This window comes from Aquabacter sp., from assembly GCF_965279295.1.
GTDB lineage: Bacteria > Pseudomonadota > Alphaproteobacteria > Rhizobiales > Xanthobacteraceae > Aquabacter.
Map to the genome: position 1 here is coordinate 204,811 of NZ_CBDIHQ010000012.1, position 24,844 is coordinate 229,654.

The 24,844-nt window shown below is 64.9% G+C and carries 20 protein-coding genes and 1 pseudogene; 14 read left to right on the top strand and 7 right to left on the bottom strand.

Translation table 11 applies throughout. The features are described from left to right. Window positions 1-57: 57 nt before the first annotated feature. From ADADO0_RS06445 to ADADO0_RS06455, 3 genes and pseudogenes are all read right to left on the bottom strand, one after another. Entirely contained in the window at window positions 58-1,044 is a 987-nt protein-coding gene (locus tag ADADO0_RS06445) for a TRAP transporter substrate-binding protein (protein WP_511304287.1), read from the bottom strand. Between the two features lie 35 nt (window positions 1,045-1,079). After that, a pseudogene (locus tag ADADO0_RS06450) lies at window positions 1,080-2,395 on the bottom strand (TRAP transporter large permease). Between the two features lie 3 nt (window positions 2,396-2,398). Further along, window positions 2,399-2,947: a TRAP transporter small permease gene (locus tag ADADO0_RS06455; protein ID WP_511304288.1), complete on the bottom strand. Its 549-nt coding sequence runs from the start codon at window positions 2,945-2,947 to the stop codon at window positions 2,399-2,401. Between the two features lie 337 nt (window positions 2,948-3,284). On the opposite strand from ADADO0_RS06455, the gene ADADO0_RS06460 reads away from it, so the two are divergent. The 10 genes from ADADO0_RS06460 to ADADO0_RS06505 all read left to right on the top strand — a co-directional run bounded on the left by ADADO0_RS06460 (window position 3,285) and on the right by ADADO0_RS06505 (window position 17,782). Further along, window positions 3,285-7,055 (top strand): hydantoinase B/oxoprolinase family protein, encoded by a 3,771-nt coding sequence (locus ADADO0_RS06460; RefSeq protein WP_511304289.1) that lies wholly within the window; start codon window positions 3,285-3,287, stop codon window positions 7,053-7,055. A 241-nt stretch (window positions 7,056-7,296) separates the two neighbouring features. Next, on the top strand, window positions 7,297-8,502 hold the full coding sequence (locus ADADO0_RS06465; protein ID WP_511304290.1) for an ABC transporter substrate-binding protein: 1,206 nt from the start codon (window positions 7,297-7,299) through the stop codon (window positions 8,500-8,502). A gap of 181 nt (window positions 8,503-8,683) precedes the next feature. Continuing rightward, window positions 8,684-10,537, top strand: a complete 1,854-nt coding sequence (locus tag ADADO0_RS06470) for an ABC transporter permease (protein ID WP_511304291.1) — start codon at window positions 8,684-8,686, stop codon at window positions 10,535-10,537. Further along, a complete protein-coding gene (locus ADADO0_RS06475; protein ID WP_511304292.1) occupies window positions 10,534-11,283 on the top strand; it encodes an ABC transporter ATP-binding protein in 750 nt (249 codons plus the stop codon). Before ADADO0_RS06470 ends, ADADO0_RS06475 begins: the two co-directional genes overlap by 4 nt. Continuing rightward, complete coding sequence (locus tag ADADO0_RS06480; RefSeq protein ID WP_511304293.1) at window positions 11,280-11,984, top strand: ABC transporter ATP-binding protein; 705 nt, start codon at window positions 11,280-11,282, stop codon at window positions 11,982-11,984. Before ADADO0_RS06475 ends, ADADO0_RS06480 begins: the two co-directional genes overlap by 4 nt. 241 nt (window positions 11,985-12,225) lie before the next feature. Beyond that, on the top strand, window positions 12,226-14,052 hold the full coding sequence (locus tag ADADO0_RS06485) for an IlvD/Edd family dehydratase (protein WP_511304294.1): 1,827 nt from the start codon (window positions 12,226-12,228) through the stop codon (window positions 14,050-14,052). Window positions 14,053-14,059: 7 nt separating this feature from the next. Further along, window positions 14,060-14,767, top strand: coding sequence for a GNAT family N-acetyltransferase (locus tag ADADO0_RS06490; protein WP_511304295.1), 708 nt, complete (start codon window positions 14,060-14,062; stop codon window positions 14,765-14,767). A gap of 85 nt (window positions 14,768-14,852) precedes the next feature. Continuing rightward, window positions 14,853-15,596 (top strand): SDR family oxidoreductase, encoded by a 744-nt coding sequence (locus ADADO0_RS06495; RefSeq protein WP_511304296.1) that lies wholly within the window; start codon window positions 14,853-14,855, stop codon window positions 15,594-15,596. A gap of 63 nt (window positions 15,597-15,659) precedes the next feature. Next, the gene (gene denD, locus ADADO0_RS06500; RefSeq protein WP_511304297.1) at window positions 15,660-16,637 is read left to right on the top strand and encodes a D-erythronate dehydrogenase; all 978 of its coding nucleotides are present in this window, start codon (window positions 15,660-15,662) and stop codon (window positions 16,635-16,637) included. Window positions 16,638-16,915: 278 nt separating this feature from the next. Then, entirely contained in the window at window positions 16,916-17,782 is an 867-nt protein-coding gene (locus ADADO0_RS06505) for a hypothetical protein (RefSeq protein WP_511304298.1), read from the top strand. Window positions 17,783-17,885: 103 nt separating this feature from the next. Here ADADO0_RS06505 and ADADO0_RS06510 read toward each other — a convergent pair whose 3' ends face one another. Continuing rightward, on the bottom strand, window positions 17,886-18,338 hold the full coding sequence (locus ADADO0_RS06510; RefSeq protein ID WP_511304299.1) for an arsenate reductase/protein-tyrosine-phosphatase family protein: 453 nt from the start codon (window positions 18,336-18,338) through the stop codon (window positions 17,886-17,888). Between the two features lie 257 nt (window positions 18,339-18,595). On the opposite strand from ADADO0_RS06510, the gene ADADO0_RS06515 reads away from it, so the two are divergent. Next, window positions 18,596-19,399 carry a hypothetical protein gene (locus tag ADADO0_RS06515; RefSeq protein WP_511304300.1) on the top strand — a complete coding sequence of 268 codons (804 nt, stop codon included), beginning with the start codon at window positions 18,596-18,598 and terminating at the stop codon, window positions 19,397-19,399. Between the two features lie 103 nt (window positions 19,400-19,502). Here ADADO0_RS06515 and ADADO0_RS06520 read toward each other — a convergent pair whose 3' ends face one another. The 3 genes from ADADO0_RS06520 to ADADO0_RS06530 form a co-directional block, all read right to left on the bottom strand. Then, a complete protein-coding gene (locus ADADO0_RS06520) occupies window positions 19,503-20,300 on the bottom strand; it encodes an SGNH/GDSL hydrolase family protein (protein ID WP_511304301.1) in 798 nt (265 codons plus the stop codon). Between the two features lie 6 nt (window positions 20,301-20,306). Continuing rightward, complete coding sequence (locus ADADO0_RS06525) at window positions 20,307-20,882, bottom strand: HdeD family acid-resistance protein (protein WP_511304302.1); 576 nt, start codon at window positions 20,880-20,882, stop codon at window positions 20,307-20,309. Window positions 20,883-21,043: 161 nt separating this feature from the next. Beyond that, window positions 21,044-22,258, bottom strand: coding sequence for a L,D-transpeptidase (locus ADADO0_RS06530; protein ID WP_511304303.1), 1,215 nt, complete (start codon window positions 22,256-22,258; stop codon window positions 21,044-21,046). 289 nt (window positions 22,259-22,547) lie between these two features. On the opposite strand from ADADO0_RS06530, the gene ADADO0_RS06535 reads away from it, so the two are divergent. Genes ADADO0_RS06535 through ADADO0_RS06545 form a run of 3 tightly spaced genes read left to right on the top strand, consistent with a single transcriptional unit; the run spans window position 22,548 to window position 24,788 of the window. Beyond that, window positions 22,548-23,591, top strand: coding sequence for an ArsR/SmtB family transcription factor (locus tag ADADO0_RS06535; RefSeq protein ID WP_511304304.1), 1,044 nt, complete (start codon window positions 22,548-22,550; stop codon window positions 23,589-23,591). After that, a complete protein-coding gene (gene metF / locus ADADO0_RS06540; protein ID WP_511304305.1) occupies window positions 23,591-24,520 on the top strand; it encodes a methylenetetrahydrofolate reductase [NAD(P)H] in 930 nt (309 codons plus the stop codon). The genes ADADO0_RS06535 and metF overlap by 1 nt, the downstream gene beginning before the upstream one ends. Before the next feature lie 10 nt (window positions 24,521-24,530). Then, window positions 24,531-24,788: a hypothetical protein gene (locus ADADO0_RS06545; RefSeq protein ID WP_511304306.1), complete on the top strand. Its 258-nt coding sequence runs from the start codon at window positions 24,531-24,533 to the stop codon at window positions 24,786-24,788. Window positions 24,789-24,844: the final 56 nt, after the last annotated feature.

Below are 24,844 nucleotides of genomic sequence, written 5' to 3' on the forward strand. Positions count from 1 at the left end.
AGGCCGGGCGGGAGGGGCCCGCCCGGCCTGTCGTCTATCGCCGCGCGGTCGCGCGGTTCACTTGCTGTAGGCGCCGAGCACCGCTTCGCCGTCCGGCCCGGCCTTTTTGATCCAGTCGGCAGCGAGGGTCTTGCCGACCTTCTCGAAGCCGGCCTTCAGTTCGGGCGAGGGCGGCTCGACCTTCATGCCCTTGGCGGTGAGCTGGTCCATGTACCACTTGGTCTTCTCGACGGCGCTCTTCCAGCCGCGCTCCTCGGCGGCGGCGGCAGCCTTCAGCACCGCCTCCTGGGTCGGCTTGTCGAGGGCGTCGAACGCGGCCTTGTTCACGAACACCATGTTCTTCGGCAGCCAGGCCTGGATGTCGTAGAAATAGGGGATGCTCTCCCAGATCTTCACGTCATAGCCGGTGGCGGCGGAGGTGATGAGGGCGGTGACGACGCCGGTGGCGAGCGCCTGGGCGAGTTCCGCCTGCTGCACCGTGACCGCCTGCGCGCCGACCGCCTCGCCGATGCGCGAGGTCCCGACATTGTAGGCGCGCCACTTGGCGCCCTTCAGGTCCTCGATCTTGGCGATCGGGGTCTTGGAGAACAGGCCCTGCGGCGGCCACGGCACCACATAGAGCAGTTGCAGGCCCTGCGAGGCGAGCTTCTTGTCCACCGCCGGCTTTGAGGCAAGCCACAGGCTCTTGGCCTGCTCGAACGAGGTGGCGAGGAAGGGCACCACGTCGATGCCAAACATCGGGTCTTCGTTCTCATGCAGCGACATCAGGACTTCGCCGGCCTGAGCCTGGCCGGTCATGACCGCGCGCTTGATCTCGGGCGCCTTAAACAGCACGGCGTTGGGATGGAGCGTGATGGTGAGCTTGCCACCGGAGAGGCTGTCCACGTCCTTGGCGAACTGGGCGATGTTCTCGGTGTGGAAATTATCGGCCGGGTAGGCGGACGGTAGGTTCCACTTGGTCTGGGCAGCGGCGGGGCCGGCTGCGGCAATGCCGGCTGCGGCAAGTCCGGCGAAGGCCAGGGCTAAGGATCGAAGACGCGCCATGTGTCAGTCCCTCTTGGTTGGCTTGAACGGCGAACTCATCCCGGAAACACCCAGCGCGGAAGCACCAGGACAATATCGGGGAAGGTGGTGATGATGATGACTGCGATGTTCAGCAGAATGAAGAACGGAAACGCCGCCTTCGCCACAGTGAATGTGTCCTTGCCGCTCATGTTTTGCAGCACGAACAGGTTGAACCCCACCGGCGGGGTAATCTGTGCCATCTCGACGTGGATGACGAGATAGACGCCGAACCACACCAGATCGAACCCCGCCTGCTTGACCATGGGAAGCACGATGACGGCGGTCAGCACGATCATCGAGATGCCGTCCACGAGGCAGCCGAGAATGATGTACATCACGGTCAGGGCGAGGGCGAGTTTGCCAGGCGTGAGGTTCAGCCCCTGGACCCATTCCGCGAGCGCAACGGGGATGCCGGTATAGGCCATGGCGGCGGTGGTGAAGGCGGCTCCGGCGATGATCAGCATGATCATGCAGGAGAGCCGGGTCGCGCTCATCAGGCTCTGGGTGAAGGAGGTCCAGGTTAGGGTGCCGCTCCAGAGTGCCAGAAGCAGTGCACCCATCACGCCCCAAGCGGCGCATTCCGTGGCGGTGGCGATGCCGAGGATGAGCGACAGGAACACGCCGAGAATCAGCAGCAGGCATGGGATCAGCTTGGCCGACTGGCGCATCTTTTCCATGAAGGGCATGGGGGGATCGCGCGGCGGTGTCTTGCCAGGGTTCAGAAGCGACCAGAGGATGATGTAGCCGCTGTAAAGGCCCATCACGAGCAGTCCCGGCAGGAAGCCGCCGAGGAAAAACCTGAAGCACGGAGACGTTCGCCGTTACCGCGTAGACCACCATGGGGATGGACGGCGGGATCAGCAGGCCGAGCGTGCCAGACCCCGCGAGGGAACCGATCGCCATACTCTGGTTGTAGCCACGCTTCTCCAATTCCGGCAGAGGCGATTTTCCCGATGGTGGCGCAGGTGGCGGCCGAGGAGCCCGACACCGCCGCGAAGATCCCGCAACCCACCACGTTGGCATGCAGCAGGCGCCCGGGGAGCCATTGTAGCCACGGCGCCAGGCCCTTGAACATCTCCTCCGACAACCGCGTTCGGAACAGAATTTCACCCATCCAGATGAAGAGGGGCAGAGCGGCGAGTGTCCAGGAAGCACTGGCGCTCCACACGGTGGTCGCGAGCACCTGGCCGATCGGAACCGGGGTCGTGAGCGCCATGGCCGCGAGGCCGACGAGGCTGAGGCCGATGGCAATCCAGATGCCGCTGGCGAGGATCACCACGAGGAGCAGGAGCAGGATGATGGACAGTTGTGCCAGATCAAAATGCGGCATCGCTCACGCTCCCCCGCCGGAAGCAATGCGCTCTACCAATTCCTCGGGGGAGGTTGGCGGGTCTTTCTCGTAGGTCAGACGAAGGCCGCGCGAGACGCGCACCAATTCATCGATCATGGCGATCAGCAGGATGGTGATGCCGGCGGCATAGCCGCTCTGGGGAATCCACAGCGGCACCGCGATGACACCCTGGGACATGTCGTTGAAGAGGAAGGATTCCCAACTCAACTGTATCGCGTTCTTGGAGAAGTAGGCGAGGAAGGCGATGGCCACGAGAAGCGCGAATATTTCCATCGCCTGCTTCGGGCGGCCGGTGAGCCGTTCCATCAGCAGCCCGACACGGATCATCTCTCCAGACTTGAATGTGTGGGCAAGGCCGAGGAACGACATGGCGGCCATGGACCAGGCGGCGAAGTCGTCGCCGGCGGGGATGTTGATGCCGTATTCGCGCCCGCCCGACAGTGCCAGCATCAGGCAGAAGATTGTCAGCAGGAACAGCGCCGCGAGGATGCCGGAGAAAAGGTAAAGCCCGTCGAGAAGACGCCGGATCATCGCGCCCTCCCTGTCGGCTGGGCGCACGCAAGAAAACGGGCATCAGGGCGGCACGCACGCCGTCGCCGCTGCTTTGCGCACAGGGCGCAATTCAGGCTGGTCATGAAGTCCCTCGTTCTGGTTGGCGGCGCACGTCAGTCTGAAGCCGCGGCGCTCTTGCTGACGATAAGTTTGCCCGTTCTCGTCATTTCGTCAACAAAATGTTGACGTTTTTTATGATCCGTGGCTTCTTTTCTGAACCGTAGGAAGAGCCGGGAGCCTTGAAAGGCATCCTGTGCGCGTGCGCCATCGATTAGCACGAAACGGGCCAACATTCAGCGGACCAAGGACGAGTCATATGGGACAGGTCGGTCAGGCGCGCGGCAACTGGGAATTCTGGATCGACCGGGGCGGCACGTTCACCGATATCATCGGCCGCAAGCCGGACGGCACCTTGGTTGCGCACAAGCTGCTGTCGGAAAATCCCGAGGCGTATCGCGACGCCGCCGTGCACGGCATTCGCGAGCTGCTGGGCCTAGCGCCCGGCGTGGCGATCCCGGCGGGTCTGGTTTCCGCCGTGAAGATGGGCACCACGGTCGCCACCAATGCCCTGCTGGAGCGCAAAGGCGAGCGCACCCTGCTGGTCACCACGCGCGGTTTCCGCGATGCGCTGCGCATCGGCTATCAGGCGCGTCCCAAGATTTTCGCCAAGAAGATCGAACTCCCCGACATGCTGTTCGAGCAGGTGCTGGAGGTGGACGAGCGGGTGCGGGCCGACGGCACCATCGAGGCCGCGCCCGACCTTGCGGTGGTGCGCGCTGCGCTCGAGGCTGCGAAGGCGGATGGGATCAAGGCGGTCGCGGTCGCCTTCATGCACGGCTATCGCTATCCCGCGCACGAGCGGCAGGTGGCGGCGCTGGCCCGAGACCTCGGCTTCCCCCAGGTCTCGGTCTCCCATGAGGTGTCGCCGCTCATCAAGCTGGTGGGGCGCGGCGACACCACGGTCGCTGATGCCTACCTCTCCCCCATCCTGCGCCGCTATGTTGCCCAGGTGGCAGAGGAATTGGGGGCGGGAAGCGCGACGGCATCCCCTCTCCCGCTTGCGGGGGAGGGTGAAGGAGGGGGCCGGCCACAGGCCGGAGGCGCGGGGCAAGCGGACGGCTCGCATCTGCCCCCTCCCCAGCCCTCCCCCGCAAGCGGGAGAGGGAGTGAGGCTGCGCAGGAGGAAGAAAGCGCCCCCATCCGCCTGATGTTCATGATGTCCTCCGGCGGCCTCACCGCCGCCGACCTGTTCCAGGGCAAGGATGCGCTGCTGTCCGGCCCGGCGGGCGGGGTGGTGGGGGCCTCCGAGACCGGGCACATCGCCGGGCTCGACCGGATCATAGGCTTCGACATGGGCGGCACCTCCACCGATGTCTGCCATTACGACGGCGAGTTGGAGCGGGCGTTCGACACCGAGGTGGCCGGCGTGCGCATCCGCGCGCCCATGATGCGCATCCACACCGTCGCGGCGGGCGGTGGCTCCATCCTGCATTATGACGGCGCGCGCTTCCGCGTCGGCCCGGACAGCGCGGGGGCTAATCCCGGCCCCGCCTGCTACCGGCGTGGCGGGCCGCTCGCCGTCACAGACGCCAATGTGATGCTGGGCAAGCTGATCCCTGATTTCTTCCCGCGCATCTTCGGTCCCGGCCAGGATCAGCCTTTGAATGCCGACGTGGTGCGCGAGAAATTCGCCGTCCTGGCAAATGAAATCGGCGATGGCCGCACGCCGGAGGCGGTGGCGGATGGCTTCGTCACCATCGCGGTGGAGAACATGGCCAATGCCATCAAGAAGATCTCGGTCGAGCGCGGCTATGACGTGACGCGCTATGCGCTCACCTGCTTCGGCGGCGCCGGCGGACAGCATGCCTGCCTCGTGGCCGACGCGCTGGGCATGATGCGCGTGCACATCCACCCCTTCTCCGGCCTGCTGTCCGCCTATGGCATGGGCCTCGCGGCGGTGCGCGCCCATCGCACCAAGGCGGTGGGCGAGCGGCTGCACGACGCGCTCCTGCCCTCGCTGGGCGAAGCGCGCGATGCCCTCGCAGCCGAGGCGGTGGCTGAGCTTGAGGGGCAGGGCGTCCCTGCCGGCGAGATCGAAACCGAGGCCAAGCTGCATCTGCGCTACGAGGGCACCGACACCGCACTGCCCGTGACGCTGGCCGACCTTTCCGCCATGACGGCCGAATTCGAGGCGCGCCACCGCGCGCAATTCGGCTTCGTCTCGCCGGAAAAGCAGGTGGTGGTGGAGGCCATGGAGGTGCAGGCTGCGGGCGGCGGCGCGGGCATCGACGAGCCCGACCATCCGCTCACCGAAGGCGCGCCTCAGGCGTGCCGCACCACGCGGTTCTTCTCACGCGGCACCTGGCACGACGCGCCGGTCATCCTGCGGGCGGCGTTCAAGCCGGGCATGGCGGTCCAGGGGCCGGCCATCGTCATCGAGCCGAACCAGACCGTGGTGGTGGAACAGGGCTGGCGCGCGGAAATGACCGCGAAGGACCATCTCCTGCTCGCCCGCACCGAAATCTTGCACCGTGCCGGGGCGGTGGGCACCCATGCCGACCCTGTCATGCTGGAGGTCTTCAACAATCTGTTCATGTCGATCGCCGAGCAAATGGGCGTGACGCTTCAGAACACTGCCTATTCCGTGAACATCAAGGAGCGGCTGGACTTCTCCTGCGCGGTGTTTTCGGCGGCGGGCGAGCTGGTGGCGAATGCGCCTCACATGCCGGTCCATCTCGGTTCCATGGATCGCTCGGTCGAGACCGTGATCCGCGAGAATGACGGCGATATCCGGCCCGGCGACGTCTTCGCGCTCAACGCGCCCTACAATGGCGGGACCCATCTGCCCGACATCACCGTCGTCACCCCGGTGTTCGACGATGCTGGCGAGGGGCTGCTGTTCTGGGTCGCCTCGCGCGGCCACCACGCGGACGTGGGCGGCGTCGCGCCCGGCTCCATGAGCCCACGCGCCACCACCATCGAGGAGGAAGGCGTCTATATCGACAATTTCAAGCTGGTGGACGCCGGCCGCTTCCGCGAGGCGGAACTGAATGCCCTCCTGCTGGGGGCGAAATATCCCGCCCGTAATCCGGTGCAGAACGTCGCCGACCTCAAGGCGCAGATCGCCGCCAACGAGAAGGGTGTGCGCGAACTCAAGAAGATGATCGCGCTGTTCGGGCTCGACGTGGTCAGCGCCTACATGGGCCATGTCCAGGACAATGCCGACGAGAGCGTGCGGCGTGTGCTGGATCGCCTCTCCGACTGCGCCTTCAGCTATGAGATGGACCAGGGCACGGTCATCAAGGTGAAGATCACCGTCGACAAGGCGGCGCGCACGGCAAAGGTGGACTTCACCGGCACCTCGCCGCAGCAGCCGACCAATTTCAACGCCCCCGAGCCGGTGACGCGCGCCGCCGTGCTCTATGTGTTCCGCGTCATGGTGGAAGACGAAATCCCTATGAACGCCGGCTGCCTGCGGCCGATCGAGATCGTGGTGGACAAGGGCTCCATGCTCTCCCCGGTCTATCCCGCCGCCGTGGTCGCGGGGAATGTGGAGACCTCGCAGGCCGTCACCAATTGCCTGTTCGGCGCGTTGAAGGCCATGAGCGCCTCCCAGGGCACCATGAACAACCTCACCTTCGGCAATGACGCGGTGCAGTATTACGAGACCATCTGCTCCGGCTCGCCCGCAGGCCCCGGCTTCGACGGCACCGATGCCGTGCATGTCCACATGACCAATTCCCGCCTCACCGACCCCGAAATCCTGGAAACCCGCTTCCCGGTTCTGCTGGAGGATTTCCACGTCCGCGAAGGCTCCGGCGGCAAGGGGCGATGGAGCGCGGGGGCGGGCACCTACCGCCGCATCCGCTTCCTGGAACAGATGGAGTGCGCGCTGCTCTCCTCCCACCGCCGCATCCGCCCCTTCGGCCTGGACGGCGGCGAGGACGGCGCGCTGGGCGAAGGCTTCGTCCGCCGCAGCGACGGCACCTTCGAGCCGTTGGATGGCTGCGCTCAGACCGTGCTGGAGGCGGGGGAAGCGGTGATTATCATCACCCCGACCGGCGGGGGGTATGGGAAGGTGGAGTGAGCCGAGCTTCCGTGCGCTCCACTCCCCAGGAGAGCTGAGATAAACAGAGGCGCTGCGTCGCGCGGCGCTAATTTGCGCTCGCGCCTGCAACATCGCTCGACACCGCGCCCGGCCTCGCGTATCCGGCGGACGGCCCATTTTCCGGGAATGTGGCGCCCTTTGTCCGGTTTTGTTTTGCCCCGGTCACGTTTGGCCCGAATAACGTCCGGCCCGGATGAGTCCTCTGCCAAGGAGACGTGGCATGCGCCTTCCAGTCATTTTCAGCGCGGCGTTCGCCGCACTCGCCCTCTGCGGCGCCTCCGGCGCCAACGCCCAGCAGGGCGAGATCAAGATCGGCGAAATCAATTCCTATTCCACTCTGCCCGCCTTCACCGAGCCCTATCGCAAGGGCTGGCAACTGGCGGTGGAGGAGATCAACGCCGCCGGCGGCCTGCTGGGCAAGAAGCTGGCGGTGGTGTCCAAGGACGACGCCGGCAAGCCGGCTGACGCGGTGACCGCCGCCAACGAACTGGTGGCGTCCGACAATGTGGTGATGCTGACCGGCACCTTCTTCTCCCATATCGGCCTGGCGGTTTCCGACTATGCCAAGCAGAAGAAGATCTTCTTCCTCGCCGCCGAGCCGCTGACCGACGCGATCACCTGGGAGAAGGGCAACGCCTATACCTTCCGGCTTCGCCCCTCCAATTACATGCAGGCGGCCATGCTGGCGGAGGAAGCGGCGAAGCTTCCGGCCAAGCGTTGGGCGACCATCGCCCCCAATTACGAATACGGCCAGTCGGCCGTCGCGGTGTTCAAGAAGCTGCTGTCGGAGAAGCGCCCTGACATCGAATGGGTCGCCGAGCAGTGGCCGCCGCAGGGCCGGATCGACGCCGGCGCCGTGGTGCAGGCGATCGCCGCCGCCAAGCCCGAGGCGATCCTCAACGTCACCTTCGGACCCGACCTCACCAAGCTGGTGCGCGAGGGCAATACCCGCGGCCTGTTCAAGGACCGCTCGGTCGTCAGCTTCCTTACCGGCGAGCCGGAATATCTCGACCCGCTGAAGGAAGAGACCCCGGAGGGCTGGATCGTCACTGGCTATCCCTGGTATTCCATCAAGTCGCCGGAACACGATGCCTTCCTGAAGGCCTACCAAGACCGGTTCAAGGATTATCCGCGCCTCGGCTCGATCGTCGGCTATTCCACCATCAAGGCGGCCGCCGCCATCATCGCCAAGGCCGGCTCTACCGACACCGACAAGCTGATCGCCGCCGCCGAGGGCATTTCCGTGATCACGCCGTTCGGCCAGATCGTGTTCCGCAAGGGCGATCATCAGTCGACGCTCGGCGCGTTCGTCGGCAAGACCACGGTGAAGGACGGCCAGGGCCGCATGGTGGATTTCGTCTACCGCGACGGCGCCGCCTATCTGCCCAGCGAAGCCGACGCCGCCAAGTTGCGCCCGGCGGAGTAGTTCTTCCCTTCCGCCCTGGATTCCCTCTCCCGCTTGCGGGGGAGGGCTAGGGAGGGGGAATTGGTGAGTAGCGGAAGGTGCGGGGCTTCTTCTGAGGCGCCCGGCCCCCTCTCCAACCCTCCCCCGCAAGCGGGAGAGGGGGCGCATAGCACCCGGGAACTCCGAGCGGAGATAATCAGACTTGGACTTCCTGATCGTCCAGTTCCTCACCGGCCTTGCCAGCGCGTGTTCGCTGTTCCTGGTGGCGAGCGGGCTGTCGATCATTTTCGGCGTCACCCGCATCGTGAATTTCGCCCACGGCGCCTTCTACATGGTGGGCGCCTATTTCGCCTTCACGCTCACCGAGCGGTGGGCAGGGGCGCTCGGCTATTGGGGTGGCCTCGCCTGCGCGGCGCTGGCGGTGGGGCTGGTGGGCGCCGCCATGGAAATCCTGCTGCTGCGGCGGATCTACCGCGCACCGGAACTGTTCCAACTGCTTGCCACCTTCGGCGTCACGCTGATGGTGGAAGACCTCGTGGTCCTCGCCTTCGGGCCGGAAGACCTGCTGGGCGGGCGGGCGCCGGGGTTCAAGGGCGCGGTAAGCATTCTCGGCCAGGCGGTGCCGGCCTATGATTTGTTCCTGATCGCCCTGGCCCCTGCGGTCCTCGCCCTGCTGCATCTGGTCCTGAAGCGCACCCGCTGGGGCATATTGGTGCGCGCGGCGACGCAGGACCGGGACATGGTGGCGGCGCTGGGCGTCAACCAGAAATGGCTGTTCACCTCCGTGTTCGCACTCGGCGCCGCGCTCGCGGGCCTGGGCGGTGCGCTGCAATTGCCGCGCGAGGCGGTGAACCATTCCATGGACATGACCATCATCGTCGAAGCCTTCGTGGTGGTGGTGATCGGTGGTCTCGGCTCCATCACCGGGGCTTTCCTGGCCGCCGTGCTGGTGTGTGAACTCAACGCCTTTGGCATCCTGGTCTTCCCGCAGGTCTCCATCGTGCTGGTGTTCGCGGTCATGGCCTGCGTGCTGGTGGTGCGTCCGTTCGGCCTGCTGGGGCGCGGCGAGGCGCCGGCACGCATTTCCAAAGGCATCGCACTCGCACCGTGGAAACCCTACACCGGCATTGAACGGACCCTGGCGCTCGTGGCCCTCGTCCTCGCCGCCGCTTTGCCTGTGGTGGCGGGGCCCTATGCGCTGAGCGTCGCCGCCGAGATCGCCATCTTCGCCCTGTTCGCCGCCAGCCTCTCGTTTCTCATGGGCGCGGGCGGCATGCCCTCGTTCGGCCATGCCGCCTTCTTCGGGCTTGGTGCATATGGCGCGGCGTTCGCGCTGAAATATGCCGGGCTCTCCATGCTCGGCGCGCTGCTGCTGGGGCCATTGCTCGGGCTCGCTGGGGCCGGACTGTTCGGCTGGTTCTGCGTGCGACTTTCCGGCGTCTATTCCGCCATGCTGACGCTCGCCTTCGCGCAGATCGCCTGGGCGGTGGCGTTCCAATGGGTGGGCGTAACCGGCGGAGACAACGGGATGCTGGGCATCTGGCCGGAAGGCTTCGCCCGCACGCCGCAAGGTTTTTATTGGCTTGCGCTCGGCGTGGCCGCGACTGGCATCGCCCTGCTGCGGGTCCTCATCTTCTCGCCCTTCGGCTTTGCGCTGCGTGCCGTACGGGACAGCGCCGCGCGGGCCGAGACGGTGGGCATCGACCGCATGGGGATGCAATGGGCGGCGTTCGCCGTCGCCGGACTTTTCGCGGCGATGGCGGGGGCGCTGTTCGCGTTCCTGAAAGGCAGCGTGTTTCCCGATACGCTCGGCATCCCGCTTTCCGTGGACGCGCTGGCCATGGTGCTGCTGGGCGGGGTGGAGACGGTGTCCGGCGCGGTACTCGGCGCCATCGCCTACAAGCTCGCGGCAATCTGGCTGGTCAGCGAAACCGACCACTCCAAGCTGGTGCTGGGCGGCATCATCGTGCTGCTGGTTGTGGCGTTCCCGCAAGGCTTGGGCGGCGCGATCGCGCGGCTCCGGCAGCGACTTGGGCAACGCTGGAGACCGGCATGAGCGCGCCGCTTCTGGAGGCATCCGGCCTCTCGAAATCCTACGGCGGGGTCGAGGCGGTGCGGGATGTTTCCTTCGCGCTCCAGGCCGGCGAGATGCTGGCGCTGATCGGCCCGAACGGCGCAGGCAAGAGCACCTGCTTCGGCATGCTGGGCGGGCAGGTGAAGCCGGATCGCGGCACGGTACGGCTTGCCGGCACCCCGGTCACAGGCCTGCCGCCGCGAAAACTCTGGCGGCTCGGTGTCGGCCGCACGTTCCAGATCACCGAGACCTTCGCCTCCATGACGGTGTGCGAGAATGTGGAGACAGCTCTGCTCTCACATCCCCGCGCCACCCGCCGAAGCGAGGCCGAGCGCCTGCTGGCGCTGGTGGGGCTCGCCGATGAGGCTGCGCGTGCGGCGGGCGAACTCTCCTATGGCGACGTGAAGCGGCTGGAACTGGCCCTTGCCCTCTCCAACCGACCGCGCCTGCTGCTGATGGACGAGCCCACCGCCGGCATGGCGGCAAGCGAGCGCACAGAACTGATGCGCCTGGTCGCCGCCATCGCCCGGACCCAGGCCATGGGCGTGCTGTTCACCGAGCACGACATGGACGTGGTGTTCGAGCATGCCGCGCGCATCCTGGTGCTGGATCGCGGACAACTGATCGCCCAGGGGCCGCCGCAGGCGATCCGCGCGGACGCCAGGGTGCGTGCGGTCTATCTCGGCGAGGGCCTGACCTATTCGGTCCCGCAGCCGGAGACGCGATGATGCTGCGCGTTTCCGACTTGAATGCCTGGTACGGCGCGGCGCACATCGTCCGCGACGCATCCTTCACCATCGGCGATGGCGAGGCGGTGGCGCTGCTCGGGCGCAACGGCGCGGGCAAGTCCACCACGCTGCGCGCGCTCATGGGCCTGGTGCCGCGTCGCTCCGGCACCATCCTGCTGGACGGGCGCGATGTCTCCCGCCTGGAGACCCACGACCTCGCTCGTGCCGGTCTGGGCTATGTCCCGGAGGAGCGGCGCATCTTCACCGACCTGACGGTGATGGAAAACCTGGAGGTGGGCCGCCGCCCGCCACGCCCCGGCCATGCCGCCTGGACGCCGGAGCGGCTGTTCGCGCTGTTCCCCAATCTCGCGGAGATGCGCCATCGGCGCGGTGGGCGTATGAGCGGGGGCGAGCAGCAGATGCTCACCCTCGCCCGCACCCTGATGGGCAACCCCGCTTTGCTACTGCTGGACGAGCCCTCCGAGGGGCTCGCACCGCGCATCCTGGAGCAGATGGCGCTGGCGGTTAAGGCCCTGAAGGGCGAGGGATTGTCCATCCTCCTGTGCGAACAGAACTTCCGCTTCGCCGGCCTGATCTGCGAACGCGCCTATGTCATGGCGCGCGGACGCCTGGTGTTCGACGGGCCCTTCAGGGACTTGGAACGCGACCCTCGCAAACGCGATTCGCTGCTGGCGGTGTGAGGTGTGGCTGAGTGGCAAGGCTAAGGACCAGCTGACCTAAGGATAAAGGCCCCACCCCTCCGATTTCCCGCTCCCCCCTTACGGGAAGGGAGCGAACCGCTTGTCGGTGGACACAGGGTCCCGCTTGCCCCACTCCCCTTGGAACAGCTCCGAACGGAATTGATTTCGGCTACGCTCCGGCGCATAAATCCCCCGATCAAATCGATTAAATGCAGCCCATCAAAGGGCGCGGGAGAGACCCATGGCGGGACCGGAGAACAAGGCGGGAGATCAACCGGAGGCGCACGGCCGTAGGCTGCGGTCGCAGCTCTGGTTCGATAATCCCGATAACCCCGGCATGACCGCGCTCTATCTCGAGCGGTATCTGAACTTCGGCCTGACACGGGCCGAATTGCAGTCGGGCAAGCCGATCATCGGCATCGCCCAGACCGGCTCGGACCTCTCGCCCTGCAATCGTCACCACATCGACCTCGCCAAGCGGGTGCGCGAGGGGATCGCGGCGGCCGGCGGCATTCCGTTCGAATTTCCGGTCCATCCGATCCAGGAAACCGGCAAGCGCCCCACGGCGGCGCTGGATCGCAATCTCGCCTATCTCGGCCTTGTGGAAATCCTCTACGGCTATCCGCTCGACGGCGTGGTGCTGACCACCGGCTGCGATAAGACCACCCCAGCCTGCATCATGGCGGCGGCGACCGTGAACATTCCCGCCATCGTGCTCTCGGGCGGGCCGATGCTGAACGGTTGGTGGATGGGCGAGCGCACAGGCTCGGGCACAGTGGTGTGGAAAGCGCGTGAGCAGCATGCGCGCGGCGAGATCGACTACGACACCTTCATGGATCTGGTGGCCTCGTCCGCCCCCTCGGTCGGCCATTGCAACACGATGGGCACGGCCTCCACCATGAACGGGCTGGCCGAGGCGCTGGGCATGTCTCTGCCCGGTTGCGCCGCCATTCCCGCGCCCTATCGCGAACGCGGCCAGATCGCCTACGAGACCGGCAAGCGCATCGTCGACATGGTGTGGGAGGATCTGAAACCCTCCGACATCCTGACCCGCGAAGCGTTCGAGAACGCCATTCGCGTCAATTCCGCCATCGGGGGGTCCACCAACGCCCCCATCCACCTCAATGCCATCGCCCGCCATGTCGGCGTGCCGCTGACCGTGGACGACTGGCAGAGCGTGGGCCACAAGATCCCGCTCCTGGTGAACCTTCAGCCGGCGGGCGAATATCTCGGTGAGGAATTCCATCGCGCCGGGGGCATCCCTGCGGTGGTCGCCGAACTGATGGAGCAGGGCAAGATCCACGAAGGCGCGCTCACCGTGAACGGGCGTTCGATGGGGGACAATTGCCGGGGCAAACTCTCCTGGGACCGCAAGGTGATCTTCACCTATGACGCTCCCCTGAAAGAGGATGCCGGCTTCATCGTCCTGCGCGGCAACCTGTTCGACAATGCCATCATGAAGACCAGCGTGATCTCGCAAGAGTTCCGCGAGCGCTTCCTGTCCGATCCCGCACACCCCAACGCCTTCGAGGGGCGCGCCGTGGTGTTCGAGGGGCCGGAGGATTACCACCATCGCATCGACGACGCTTCCCTCGGCATCGACGAGCACACCTTGCTGTTCATTCGCGGTACCGGTCCGCTGGGCTATCCCGGCGGCGCGGAAGTGGTGAACATGCAGCCCCCGGCCGCCCTGATCAAAAGGGGCATCACCGCGCTGCCGTGCATCGGCGATGGGCGGCAATCCGGCACATCGGGCTCGCCTTCCATTCTCAATGCCTCGCCGGAAGCGGCGGCGGGCGGCGGGCTATCGGTGCTGAAGACCGGCGACCGGGTTCGCATCGATCTCATCAAGGGCACGGCGGATATCGTGATCTCCGATGTCGAACTGGCGCAGCGCCGGGCCGATCTCCAGGCGCGCGGCGGGTTTCCCATACCCAAGAGCCAGACGCCGTGGCAGGAAATCCAGCGCGGCATGGTGGAGCAGTTCGACGAGGGCATGGTCCTCAAGCCGGCGGTGAAATATCAGCGCGTCGCCCAGACCATGGGCGTGCCGCGCGACAACCATTAGGCCTGCCATGACCGATGCGCATGCGGCTGCTTCGCAGCCGGTGGGAGAAATCGTCGAAGGACCCGCGGCCCTTCGACCCGAGCGCACGCCGCTGAAGGGACGCCACATCCATGTCGTGCCCTTCGATGCCGAGCGGCATGTGCCGGACCTGTTCGCGGCGTCCCATGGGCCGGGCGACGCGGCGCTGTGGACGTATCTCTCGGTCGGGCCGTTCCCGGACGAGGCGGCGTTCCGGGGCACCTATGCGGACCTCGCGACCAAGGCCGACCCTGTGCTTTACGCACTCGTTGACCCCGCCACCGGAAAGGCGGTGGGGCATGCCACCTATATGCGCATCGAGCCGGCGCAGCGGGTGATCGAGGTGGGCAACATCCTCTTCACGCCCGTGCTCTCCCGCTCGGCAGCCGCCACCGAGGCCATGTATCTCATGGCCCGTCACGCCTTCGAGGATCTCGGCTATCGCCGCTATGAATGGAAGTGCAACGCGCTGAACGCGCCCTCCCGTCGTACCGCGCTGCGCCTCGGCTTTACCTATGAGGGGGAATTCCGTCAGCACATGATTACCAAGGGCCGCAACCGCGACACCACTTGGTTCTCGCTGCTGGACCACGAATGGCCGCGCGCCAAAGCGGCCTTCGAGGGATGGCTGACGCCGGAGAATTTCGACGCCGACGGGCGCCAGAAGCGCCGGCTGGAGGATTTTCGAGAGGCTTGAGACCGGCGCGGATTCCCGCTCCCGCTTGTGGGTAAGGGAATCCGCGCCGCGGGTCAGACAATAAAAAATCACAGGGAAAGACGCCATGGTTGGACGCTTGGAAGGGAAGGCCTGCCTCGTCACGGCAGCAGGGCAGGGGATCGGCCGGGCGATCGCCGAGACGTTTGCGCGCGAGGGCGGGCGGGTGGTGGCGACCGACCTGCACACGGAAAAGCTGGCCGGTTTTCCCGGCGAAGTCCGCGCCCTGAACGTCCGGGACAATGCCGCGGTGGCGGCGCTGGCGGCGGAAATCGGCGCGGTGGATGTGCTTGCCAACTGCGCCGGCTATGTCCACCAGGGCTCGCTGCTGGAGTGCACGGACGAGGACTGGGACTTCTCCTTCGACCTCAATGTGAAGTCCATGCACCGAATGCTGCGCGCGTTCGTGCCGCTGATGCTGGAGAACGGAGGCGGGTCGATCGTGAACATTTCCTCGGCCGCCTCCTCGGTGCGCGGGGTGCCCAACCGTTACGTTTACGGCGCCTCGAAGGCGGCGATCATCGGCCTCACCAAGTCGGTGGCGGCGGATTTCATCACCCAAGGCATTCGCGCCAACGCCATCTGCCCCGGTACCGTGCAATCGCCTTCGCTCGACGAGCGTGTAGCGGCGGTTTCGGCGCAGACCGGGCGGTCGCTGGAGGCGGTGCGGGCGGATTTCATCGGCCGTCAGCCCATGGGGCGGCTCGGCACAGCGCAGGAGATGGCGAACCTCGCCCTCTATCTCGCCTCCGACGAGAGCGCCTTCACCACCGGGCAGATCCACATCATCGACGGTGGTTGGGCGCTCTGAGCCCCGCGTTTGGTCGCGAGTGATCCCACAAGAACAAACGCATTCAATAAACGGGGAGGTTTCATGCGCATCCTTGTCATCGGCGGTGCCGGCATGGTCGGCCGCAAGCTTATCGAACGCCTCGCTGCCGACGGGCGGCTGGGCGGACGGCCCATTGAGGGGTTGACCGCGCACGACGTCGTGGCGCCCGCGCGCATCGAAGCGCCGTTTCCAATCGAGACGCGGGTGTCCGACATTTCCGTGCCCGGAGAAGCAGCGGCATTGGTGGCGGACAGGCCCGAGGTGATCTTCCACCTCGCCGCCATCGTTTCGGGCGAGGCCGAGGCGGATTTCGAGAAGGGTTATCGCATCAACCTCGACGGCACGCGGCTGCTGTTCGACGCGGTGCGCGTAATCGAGGGCTACAAGCCGCGCGTGGTGTTCACCTCCTCGATCGCTGTGTTCGGCGCGCCATTCCCGGACGCGATCGGTGACGATTTCTTCTCCACGCCGCTGACCTCCTACGGCACCCAGAAGGCCATTGGAGAGCTGTTGTTGTCGGACTATTCCCGGCGCGGCCTGCTGGATGGCGTGGGCATCCGCCTGCCCACCATCTGCGTGCGGCCGGGCAAGCCCAACAAAGCCGCGTCCGGCTTCTTCTCCGGCATCATCCGCGAGCCGCTCGCCGGGCAGGAGGCGATCCTGCCCGTCTCCAAGGATGTCATGCACTGGCACGCCTCGCCGCGCGCGGCGGTGGGGTTCCTGCTGCAAGCGGTGACCATCGAGAGCGCTCGGCTCGGCGCGCGCCGTTGCCTCACCATGCCAGGTCTCGCGGTGACGGTGGGCGAGCAGATCGAGGCGCTGCGCCGGGTCGCGGGCGACCGGGCGGTGGCGCTGATCCGGCGCGAGCCGGACCCTGTCATCCAGGCCATCGTTGCCGGCTGGCCGCGCCGGTTCGACGCAGCGCGGGCAACCTCGCTCGGCTTCAAGGCCGAGCAAAGCTTCGACGAGATCATCCGCATCCATATCGAGGACGAGTTGGGCGGCAGTCTCGCCAGCTGAGCCTCAGGCGGCGAGGCGCCGTTCTCCCCATAAAATGCGCGTCTGATCCTGCCATCATCGACGGATGCCCTGTGCCGTTCGTACCCTTCTGGCTGCCAATTTAAGGCCCAGAGGCTCTGCTGTGCGTTCTTGGCGGAAAGGGCAATCTGCACACGGTCAGAGCAAAGATGATCGCCGCGCGGCTTAGCTACGTTCAACTGCGATGGCGGTTTGAGGCGGAGTTTTGATAGAATGTTCGAGTGTCGCGAGGGTGTCGTATGGTTTTTGTGGGGGTAGGTATGACAGTTAAAATTAAGGTAAATGTATTTTTAAATACAGCAAGAACTGATTACGAGAGAGAGTATATATATGATGTAATCGTGCCTGGATTTTCTTCTAATGATGATTTTCATGTATCTAATAAAGATTATGAACCGTGCGATGTTGCATTTATAATGTATTCTACTCGCAAAGGGTCTGAGAAGACAACAAGAGCCGCAAGATTTATTAGAAATAATCACGGAATAAATTTGTTGATTTTTGAAATGCCGATTTTTAGAGAAACAGAGGTGTGGCACTCGCGATTTGGGTTTGACCATGTTCATCGAGGTGGAAGGTTTTCCGAAGAAGTTTGCCCGTCAGATCGATTGGAAAAATTAAATCTGGAAATCAAGCCATGGAATATTGATGGAAGTAATGTCATTATTGCGGCGCAGATAAACGATGACTATTCCCTTGATGGCATTGATGCATTCCAGTGGGCGTGTGATGTCGCGTCTTTTCTCAAAAGAAATACCAATCTGAATATCGTAATTCGCCCACATCCTCTTGATTTAATTAACAATTGGGACCAATTTTCGTTGATTCATGGTGTGGAAATTTCGAGATATAGTCTGAACTATGATCTCGGTAGAGCCAAGTGTTGGATTTCCTATACGAGTGGTTCCTCTGTAGATGCCGTTGTCGCTGGTGTTCCAGTTATTTGTCTTAGCCAAAATAATTTTTGCTGGGACATTTCACGTCATTCAATAAGTGAGATAGAAAATCCATTTTTAGGGAATAGAATTCCAACTTTGAGCCGGCTTGCATACTCCCAGTGGTCGCGCGAAGAAATTGCCTCCGGAGAGGCATGGGGAAATTTGAAGAAGTTTCTTCTTCCGAAGTAAAGTCTGACAGATATATTTGTTTAACGGCGGTGGGTTTTGATAGGGGCACGATGTGCCGGCACGGTATTATAGGCGCGCTTTGTTCTCGCGGCCTGGGTGGCAGTCAGATCGCGCTCCGGCCGAGCATGGCGATGGCCGAGCGCAGCTCGGGCAGCAGGCGGCGATAGGCGAGCCGGCGTGCGTGGGCATCGATGATGGTGCCAACATCCTCGAAGTTCCAATGGTGATGCGCGGTGCAGCCCGCATCGGCGGCGAAACGCTCCGTCTCTGCCGCCGCATCCGCTACCAGCGAGACCACCACGTCGATCCGGGGCGCGCCGGAAAGCGCAAACATTTCCAGAGGTTTCGCGGAAAGCCCATCGGCCGGAACGCGGGCCGCGTGCAGGCATTCCATCGCCGCGAGATCGACGGCACCGGTGGTCGATACGCCGGCGCTGAAGGCGCGCAGGCGGTGGCCGGGGCCGTTGGCAATGGCCTCCGCGAGCAGGCTCAGCCCGCCATTATCGCGGCAGGAAAACAGGATGGATATCGCAGATCGCGCCGGCGCGTGCGCCATAATAGCCTCCAGTTTGCGCAAAGCCGGGCCGCCGCCCGACTCAACCGGGCGGACCATAGGGCCGGGTTCCGACGGCTCCATGACGCTCTTCCGCGCGTTTTGAGTTTTGCTACGAACATCGTGGACAGCGGGCACGAAACGCAGGCTGAAACCAGCTGTTAACCATTTGGAAAATCTTTCTCGCCATGGATCGCAGGCCGGTAGCCGGGGCGATTCGCCCCTGGCGGTGTGCCGGCGCGAGGATTCGGAGGCTTTTGATGGCGAAGAGCGAAGTGACGGGGGCAGAGGTGAGCAAGATCGCCGCCAAAGCCCTGCGCAACCCCGCGAGCGTGACACCCGATGAGATCCGGGCCCTCGCGGCGTCCGCTCTGACCCAGGTTGCGCCCAAGGCCGCGCCCAAAGCGGTTGCCAAGTCTCCGGCTGCGAAAGCTCCGGTCGCGAAGGCCAAAGTCGCGAAGGCAGACCCTACAGCCCCTAAAGTCGCCGCCCCGAAGGTCGAGGCGCCCAAGGTTGAAGCGGTGAAGGTCGAGGCCGCTGCAGTGAAGGCTCCGGCCAAGCCGAAAGCGGCTGCTCCCAAGGCGCCGGTGGTTAAGACCGCCAAGGCGCCCAAGGTTGCTGCGCCTAAGGCCGTGGCCCCCAAGGTTGAGGAGCCGAAGGTCGAAGCGGCGAAAGAGCCTGCTCCCGCGCCCGTCGTCGCCAAGCCGAAGGCCGCGCCCAAAGCTGCTTCAAAGCCCGCACCCAAGGCTACCACACCCAATGCGACCGCTCCGGTGGTGAAGCCGGCTGCTGTTGCGAAGGTTGCTAAGGCTCCGGTCGTCAAGGCTCCTGTGCCTAAGGCCGCTGCCCCGAAGGTTGCCGCGCCCAAGGCGGAAGCTCCCAAGCCCGTTTCCGTCGTGAAGGCCGTCCCTGCGAAGAAGGCGCCGGCCAAGGCCGCTGTTGCCAAGGCCGCTGTCGCCAAAGCCCCTGTGGTGAAGGCGCCCGCTGCAAAGACTCCGGTCGCTAAGGCTCCAGTCGTCAAGGCGCCGGCTGCGGCCAAGAAGCCGGCCGCAAAGAAGGCGTGATATCGGTCCTATGATACACATAGGCCCGGCCCCGCGTGAGCGGGCGCCGGGCCTATGGCGTTTAAGACCAGGAAGTCCAGAAGACCGGACTGAGAGACCTGGCTTACTTGCTCCGCGCGCCCAAGGCCGGAATGAGGCTGGCAGCGAACGAGCGGGTGAAGCAATTGTAGGCCCAGTCAGTCATGTGCAGCCGATCGATGATCAGCATCTGCGACATGGGCACCATCTGCTGCTCGGCCCAGGTCTTCATCAGGGCGTAGCGTGGATAGGAGGATGCATTCGCGCTGCGGGCGACCGAGGCGATCTCCGCGTTCATGATCGGGGTGTTCTTGTTGTCGTTCACCCAGGGCGAATATTGCAGGTCGATGATGACCGCATCGGCGCCCCAGGACTGGATCAAGCCGATGCCTTGGCGCAACAGGGTGCTGAAATTGCCCATGCCTGGACTGCGGATCACGTAGTTCGTGCCCACCTGCCACAGCACGAGATCTGGGTTCAGGTCCCGCACGTCCCGGTCGAAGCGAGCCAGATTCTCCGGCACATCCTCGCCATTGCCGCCGCGATTGAAGACGCGGATGTCGGTGCCGGGGAAGCGTTCACGCAGCATCGCCTGCAGGATAGCGGGATACGTGCGGGCATCGCTGGAAGCTCCGACGCCGCGGGTGGAGGACGACCCGATGGCGACGATGTTGAGGGCGCGCCGCGTCGCCAGAGCCTCGGCGGCCTTGGGCGTGCGCAACTGGACCACCGGCCCTTGAATGCAGGTCAGTGTGTTCTGCGCCTGGGCCGGAGCGGCGGTGCCGAAGAGAAGCCCCCCCAGCACAAGGCTGGCCGCCACCGCACCGGTGAGGATGCGGTGTGCGAAGGCGCGATGTGCGATCGGAAGGCGATATGCCCGCATGGATCGTCAGGCCGCTTTGCTGCGCAGCGCAAGGCCGAACATAGCGGTCATCACACCATTGATGATAAGATCGATGCCAAGGAACAGGCCGAGGATATAGGGCGAGTTCACCGGCCAGCCGGCCATGATCTCAAGGCCCAGCAGCAGGGTAATGGCGCCCGAGAAGACGATGAAGCCCCAGCCTTTGGATTGCCGGGAACCCAAGCCGGCGATTATGCGGAACACGCCGCCCACCAGCAGCGCAACGCCGATCATAAGGGTGATAACCTTCACCGCGAACAGCGGCTGGAACATGACCAGGCCGCCAGCCACCACATAGAGCACGCCCGAGAGCAGCCAGTAGAAGAAACGGCCCCAACTCTGCACGCGGAACGCATGCATGCCCTGGACGATGCCGCCGACCAGCATGAGCGCGCCCACGTAGATCGCGGTCGCGAAGGTCGAGATCATGAGATGGGCTAGGGCGATGAAGCCGAGAATGATGAACGCGGCGCCGAGCGCGACGAACCAACCCCACCCCGCGCTGATCGCGGAAAGCTGGTCGCGGACGGAAGAGGCGGGTGTTGGAATTGAGGTGGGCATGATCTGACTCCGCGCGAGTGCTCCGCGCAGCGGCATCATATCCAGCAGCCACAGGAATGGTAGGGGAGAGGTGCCTAGCTCAAGCCTGTCCGGGCAAAAGAAAAGGGCGCGCCGTGAGGCGCGCCCTGATTTCTACTCGCCAGGATGGCGTTGTCCAAGCCTCAGCGTTGCTGGGAGGCCGGCGCAACACTTGCGGCTGCGTTGGCCTGAACACCACCATTTCCCTTGGGCATGATGACGACCTTGGTGCCGACCTTCACGCGCTCGAACAGATCTTCGACGTCCGAATTCAGCATGCGGAAGCAGCCGGAGGAGACGAATTTGCCGATGGTCTGCGGCTCGTTGGTGCCGTGGATGCGGTAGATGGTGCCGCCGAGATAGAGGGTGCGCGCGCCGAGCGGGTTGCCCGGTCCGCCCGCCATGAAGCGGGGCAGGTAGGGCTGGCGCTCGATCATCTCGGTCGGCGGACGCCAGTCGGCCCATTCGGCCTTGCGGGTCACGCGTTCAGTGCCGGCCCAGGTGAAGCCGTCGCGGCCCACGCCGATGCCGTAGCGCACAGCCTTGCCGCCGCCGAGCACGTAATAAAGGTACGTGTTGGGGGTATCGATGACGATCGTGCCGGCCGGCTGGTTGGTCGTGTAGTCGACCGTCTGGCGCTGGAAGCGCGGATCAACAGGCTCGGTGGGATCGATATTTTCGATGCGCGGACCCGACGGCGCCTCGCGGGTGCCGGGCACCACAGCGGCGTTGGTCGCGTAGACGCCGGACGGCGGGGAGACCGCGCCGGCGGGAGGCACGGAATAGGACACCGTGTTGGGCGCGACATAGACCGGCTGGCCAGCACCCTGCGCGGGGTACGGCTGGACGGCGGCCTGGGGAGCGCCGCTGCGGGCGGCTTGGAGCAGCGCGTCCTGCCTGTAGGAGCCTTCATAACCACCCTGCTGGGGTGCGGCTGCCTGCGGATAGGGCTGGCCCTGCGGCGCTGCCTGAGGATAGGCGCCCTGCTGCGGGTAGCTTCCCTGAGGGGCGATGGAAACCGGCTGATTCGCAACCGGCTGGCCCGGCGCTGCCGAGACATAGCCGGAAGGCGCATAGGTCGGGGCCTGAACGGTGCCGGCGGGCGGCGCCATTGGCGCGCTCTGCACATATTCACCGCGCGGGGCGGGGCGCGCATAAGGGTCGTTGTAGCCGGGCACCGGACCCGACGGCAGCGCGGAGGGAACTTCGGGGCTGATCGTTCCCGTCTCCTCGTCGTCATCAGCCGCAGCCGAGACATGATACGGAGCCGAATACACCGGAGCCTGCCTGTACTGGGCATAAGCCGGTACGGCGAGCAGGGATGCCCCAAGGGCGGTAAGGAGTGTGGTGCGCAGCATCATGACACTCGTGCTAAACGTGAAACGTGACGAAATTGGAAACGGCGTACATTTTTTTGGTGGCGCCAGACTGTCGCGCCGCCCGTGGTCCCGTGCCGCCCACCTTCGTTTCATAAAACTTCAGGACTGCGCTGCGCGTTCCCTTAATTGTTTAATGTCCTGTCCCGGTGTGTGCAATGCACGCGGCCGTGTGTGGAACGCGCAGCAGCTTTGCAGTGCCATGGAAGCCACAGCTTGAGGGCAGAGGGGACGCTTGCGCTCCTTGGCGGATAAATATAAAGATATCTTTATGTCCTTAGATCGCCACCAAGCACAAGCTTGGCCGCTACCTTATGCCGCGCTGCTGGATGGCCTGAAAGCCGCCGGGGAAGACACGCGCCTGCGGCTCCTGGCGATCCTGCATCAGGCCGAACTCACGGTCTCTGAACTCACCGACATTCTCGGCCAATCCCAACCGCGCATTTCCCGACATCTCAAGCTTTTGGCCGAGGCCGGGCTGGTGGAGCGCCACCGGGAAGCAAGCTGGGTGTTCTATCGTTGTGCCGGCGAGGGCGCAGGCGGCGCGGTGGTTGCCGCGCTGCTTGGTCTCCTGGACGGGGGCGACCCTCTGGTGCGCCGCGACCGTGAGCGGCTCGGCGAGGTGCGCGCCGCACGGGAAACCCAGGCCCAGGCCTATTTTGCCAGCCACGCCGCGCGCTGGGATGCGATCCGCAGCCTGCATGTGCCCGAGGCGCTGGTGGAGCAGCAGGTGCGTGAGGTTCTCGGGCCGGCCCCCATCGATTCGTTCCTGGATCTCGGCACCGGCACCGGCCGCATGCTGGAGGTGTTCTCGCCCCAGTTCACGCGTGGCGTCGGTGTCGATCTGTCGCCGGACATGCTGGGCATCGCCCGGGTCAATCTGGAGCGGGCGGGGGTGCGCAATTGCATCGTGCGCCACGGCGATATCTATAATCTGGCGATGGCGCGGGACAGTTTCGACGTCATCGTCGTGCATCAGGTGCTGCACTTCCTTGACGATGGCGCCCGCGCCGTGCGCGAGGCGGCCCGGCTGTTGCGGCCCGGAGGCCGCCTGCTGGTGATCGACTTTGCCCCGCACGATCTGGAATTCCTGCGCGAGGCCCATGCCCACCGCCGGCTCGGCTTCTCCGAGGACACCGTGGCGGGCTGGCTGGTGCAGGCGGGTCTCGAACCCCAGATGCACCGCGCTTTGACCCATGAGGCGGAAGCTGAGGGCACCCTCACCGTCTCCATCTGGCTGGCGCGCGACCCGCGTGTCGTCCTCTCCGAGGCCGGCAGCATCCAAAAGAGCAACACCGACAGGGAGGTCGCGTAATGACCGCGCCGATCCGGGCGAGCCGGGAACTGGGACGTGCGCCTGTGCGCGTTTCGTTTGAATTCTTTCCGCCCAAGACCGAGGAGATGGAGCGCAATCTCTGGTCCTCCATCGACCGTCTCGCGCCGCTCGGGCCCAGCTTCGTTTCCGTTACCTATGGCGCGGGCGGCTCAACCCGCGAGCGCACCCACGCGACAGTTTCCCGGCTGGTGCGCGAGACCGCGCTTGCCCCCGCCGCTCACCTCACCTGCGTCGCCGCGAGCCGCGCGGAGATCGACGATGTGGTGCGCGGCTATGCGCAGGCCGGCGTGAAGCACATTGTGGCACTGCGCGGCGATCCCACCACCGGGGTCGGCACCCGCTATGAGCCGCATCCGGATGGCTATGCCCATGCTTGCGACCTGGTGGAGGGCATTCGCCGGATCGGCGATTTCGAGGTGTCGGTCTCGGCCTATCCCGAGAAGCACCCGGAGAGCGCGAGCCTCGACGCGGACATCGATTATCTCAAGCGTAAGGTGGACGCGGGGGCGACCCGCGCGATCACCCAGTTCTTCTTCGAGAACGATGTCTATTTCCGCTATCTCGACAAGGTGCGCGCCGCCGGCATCGATATTCCGATCCTGCCGGGCATCCTGCCCGTGACCAATTTCAAGCAGGCCTCTCGCTTTGCCGCGCAGACCGGGGCCGGCGTGCCGGACTGGCTGCTGAAGCGGTTCGAGGGGCTGGACGACGACCCAGAGACCCGCAAGCTGATCTCCGCAGCGGTCGCCGCCGAGCAGGTGACGGACCTGGTTGATCAGGGCGTCGGCGATATCCACTTCTACACGTTGAACCGCGCCGATCTGGTCTACGCCATCTGTCACCTTCTGGGCCTGCGGGCCCAGGCGGCAGAGGCGCCAGCATCGACGCAGCATGCCGTTGCGGTGTAAGGAAGAGAGCATGGCGCGCGAACCCGACAATATGGTCCTGACGCTGCTGCGAGAATTGCGCAGCCATATCGACACGCGCTTCGGGAAGCTCGAAAACGAGGTCGGTGGCCTCAAGGACGAAGTCGTCGAGAATTCGCGGCGGATTGAGAGTCTCCGTCAGGCCATGATCGGTGAATCCGTGCTCGGTCGCTACACCGTGGCCGAAGTGGAGGACCGCCTCGATAAGATCGAGCGTCGGTTGGCCGACCTCGAAAAGAAGCGCCAATAGCGCCTCGCGACCCATCATCGTTTGTTTGCAGCACGCCTCCCCAGGCAGGCAAGAGA

Bases quoted from the DNA above. Each gene is read 5' to 3' on its own strand.
- ADADO0_RS06445 (WP_511304287.1), bottom strand. From the start codon at position 1,044: ATGGCGCGTCTTCGATCCTTAGCCCTGGCCTTCGCCGGACTTGCCGCA.
- ADADO0_RS06455 (WP_511304288.1), bottom strand. From the start codon at position 2,947: ATGATCCGGCGTCTTCTCGACGGGCTTTACCTTTTCTCCGGCATCCTC.
- ADADO0_RS06460 (WP_511304289.1), top strand. From the start codon at position 3,285: ATGGGACAGGTCGGTCAGGCGCGCGGCAACTGGGAATTCTGGATCGAC.
- ADADO0_RS06465 (WP_511304290.1), top strand. From the start codon at position 7,297: ATGCGCCTTCCAGTCATTTTCAGCGCGGCGTTCGCCGCACTCGCCCTC.
- ADADO0_RS06475 (WP_511304292.1), top strand. From the start codon at position 10,534: ATGAGCGCGCCGCTTCTGGAGGCATCCGGCCTCTCGAAATCCTACGGC.
- ADADO0_RS06480 (WP_511304293.1), top strand. From the start codon at position 11,280: ATGATGCTGCGCGTTTCCGACTTGAATGCCTGGTACGGCGCGGCGCAC.
- ADADO0_RS06485 (WP_511304294.1), top strand. From the start codon at position 12,226: ATGGCGGGACCGGAGAACAAGGCGGGAGATCAACCGGAGGCGCACGGC.
- ADADO0_RS06490 (WP_511304295.1), top strand. From the start codon at position 14,060: ATGACCGATGCGCATGCGGCTGCTTCGCAGCCGGTGGGAGAAATCGTC.
- ADADO0_RS06495 (WP_511304296.1), top strand. From the start codon at position 14,853: ATGGTTGGACGCTTGGAAGGGAAGGCCTGCCTCGTCACGGCAGCAGGG.
- denD (WP_511304297.1), top strand. From the start codon at position 15,660: ATGCGCATCCTTGTCATCGGCGGTGCCGGCATGGTCGGCCGCAAGCTT.
- ADADO0_RS06505 (WP_511304298.1), top strand. From the start codon at position 16,916: ATGACAGTTAAAATTAAGGTAAATGTATTTTTAAATACAGCAAGAACT.
- ADADO0_RS06510 (WP_511304299.1), bottom strand. From the start codon at position 18,338: ATGGCGCACGCGCCGGCGCGATCTGCGATATCCATCCTGTTTTCCTGC.
- ADADO0_RS06515 (WP_511304300.1), top strand. From the start codon at position 18,596: ATGGCGAAGAGCGAAGTGACGGGGGCAGAGGTGAGCAAGATCGCCGCC.
- ADADO0_RS06520 (WP_511304301.1), bottom strand. From the start codon at position 20,300: ATGCGGGCATATCGCCTTCCGATCGCACATCGCGCCTTCGCACACCGC.
- ADADO0_RS06525 (WP_511304302.1), bottom strand. From the start codon at position 20,882: ATGCCCACCTCAATTCCAACACCCGCCTCTTCCGTCCGCGACCAGCTT.
- ADADO0_RS06530 (WP_511304303.1), bottom strand. From the start codon at position 22,258: ATGCTGCGCACCACACTCCTTACCGCCCTTGGGGCATCCCTGCTCGCC.
- ADADO0_RS06535 (WP_511304304.1), top strand. From the start codon at position 22,548: ATGTCCTTAGATCGCCACCAAGCACAAGCTTGGCCGCTACCTTATGCC.
- metF (WP_511304305.1), top strand. From the start codon at position 23,591: ATGACCGCGCCGATCCGGGCGAGCCGGGAACTGGGACGTGCGCCTGTG.
- ADADO0_RS06545 (WP_511304306.1), top strand. From the start codon at position 24,531: ATGGCGCGCGAACCCGACAATATGGTCCTGACGCTGCTGCGAGAATTG.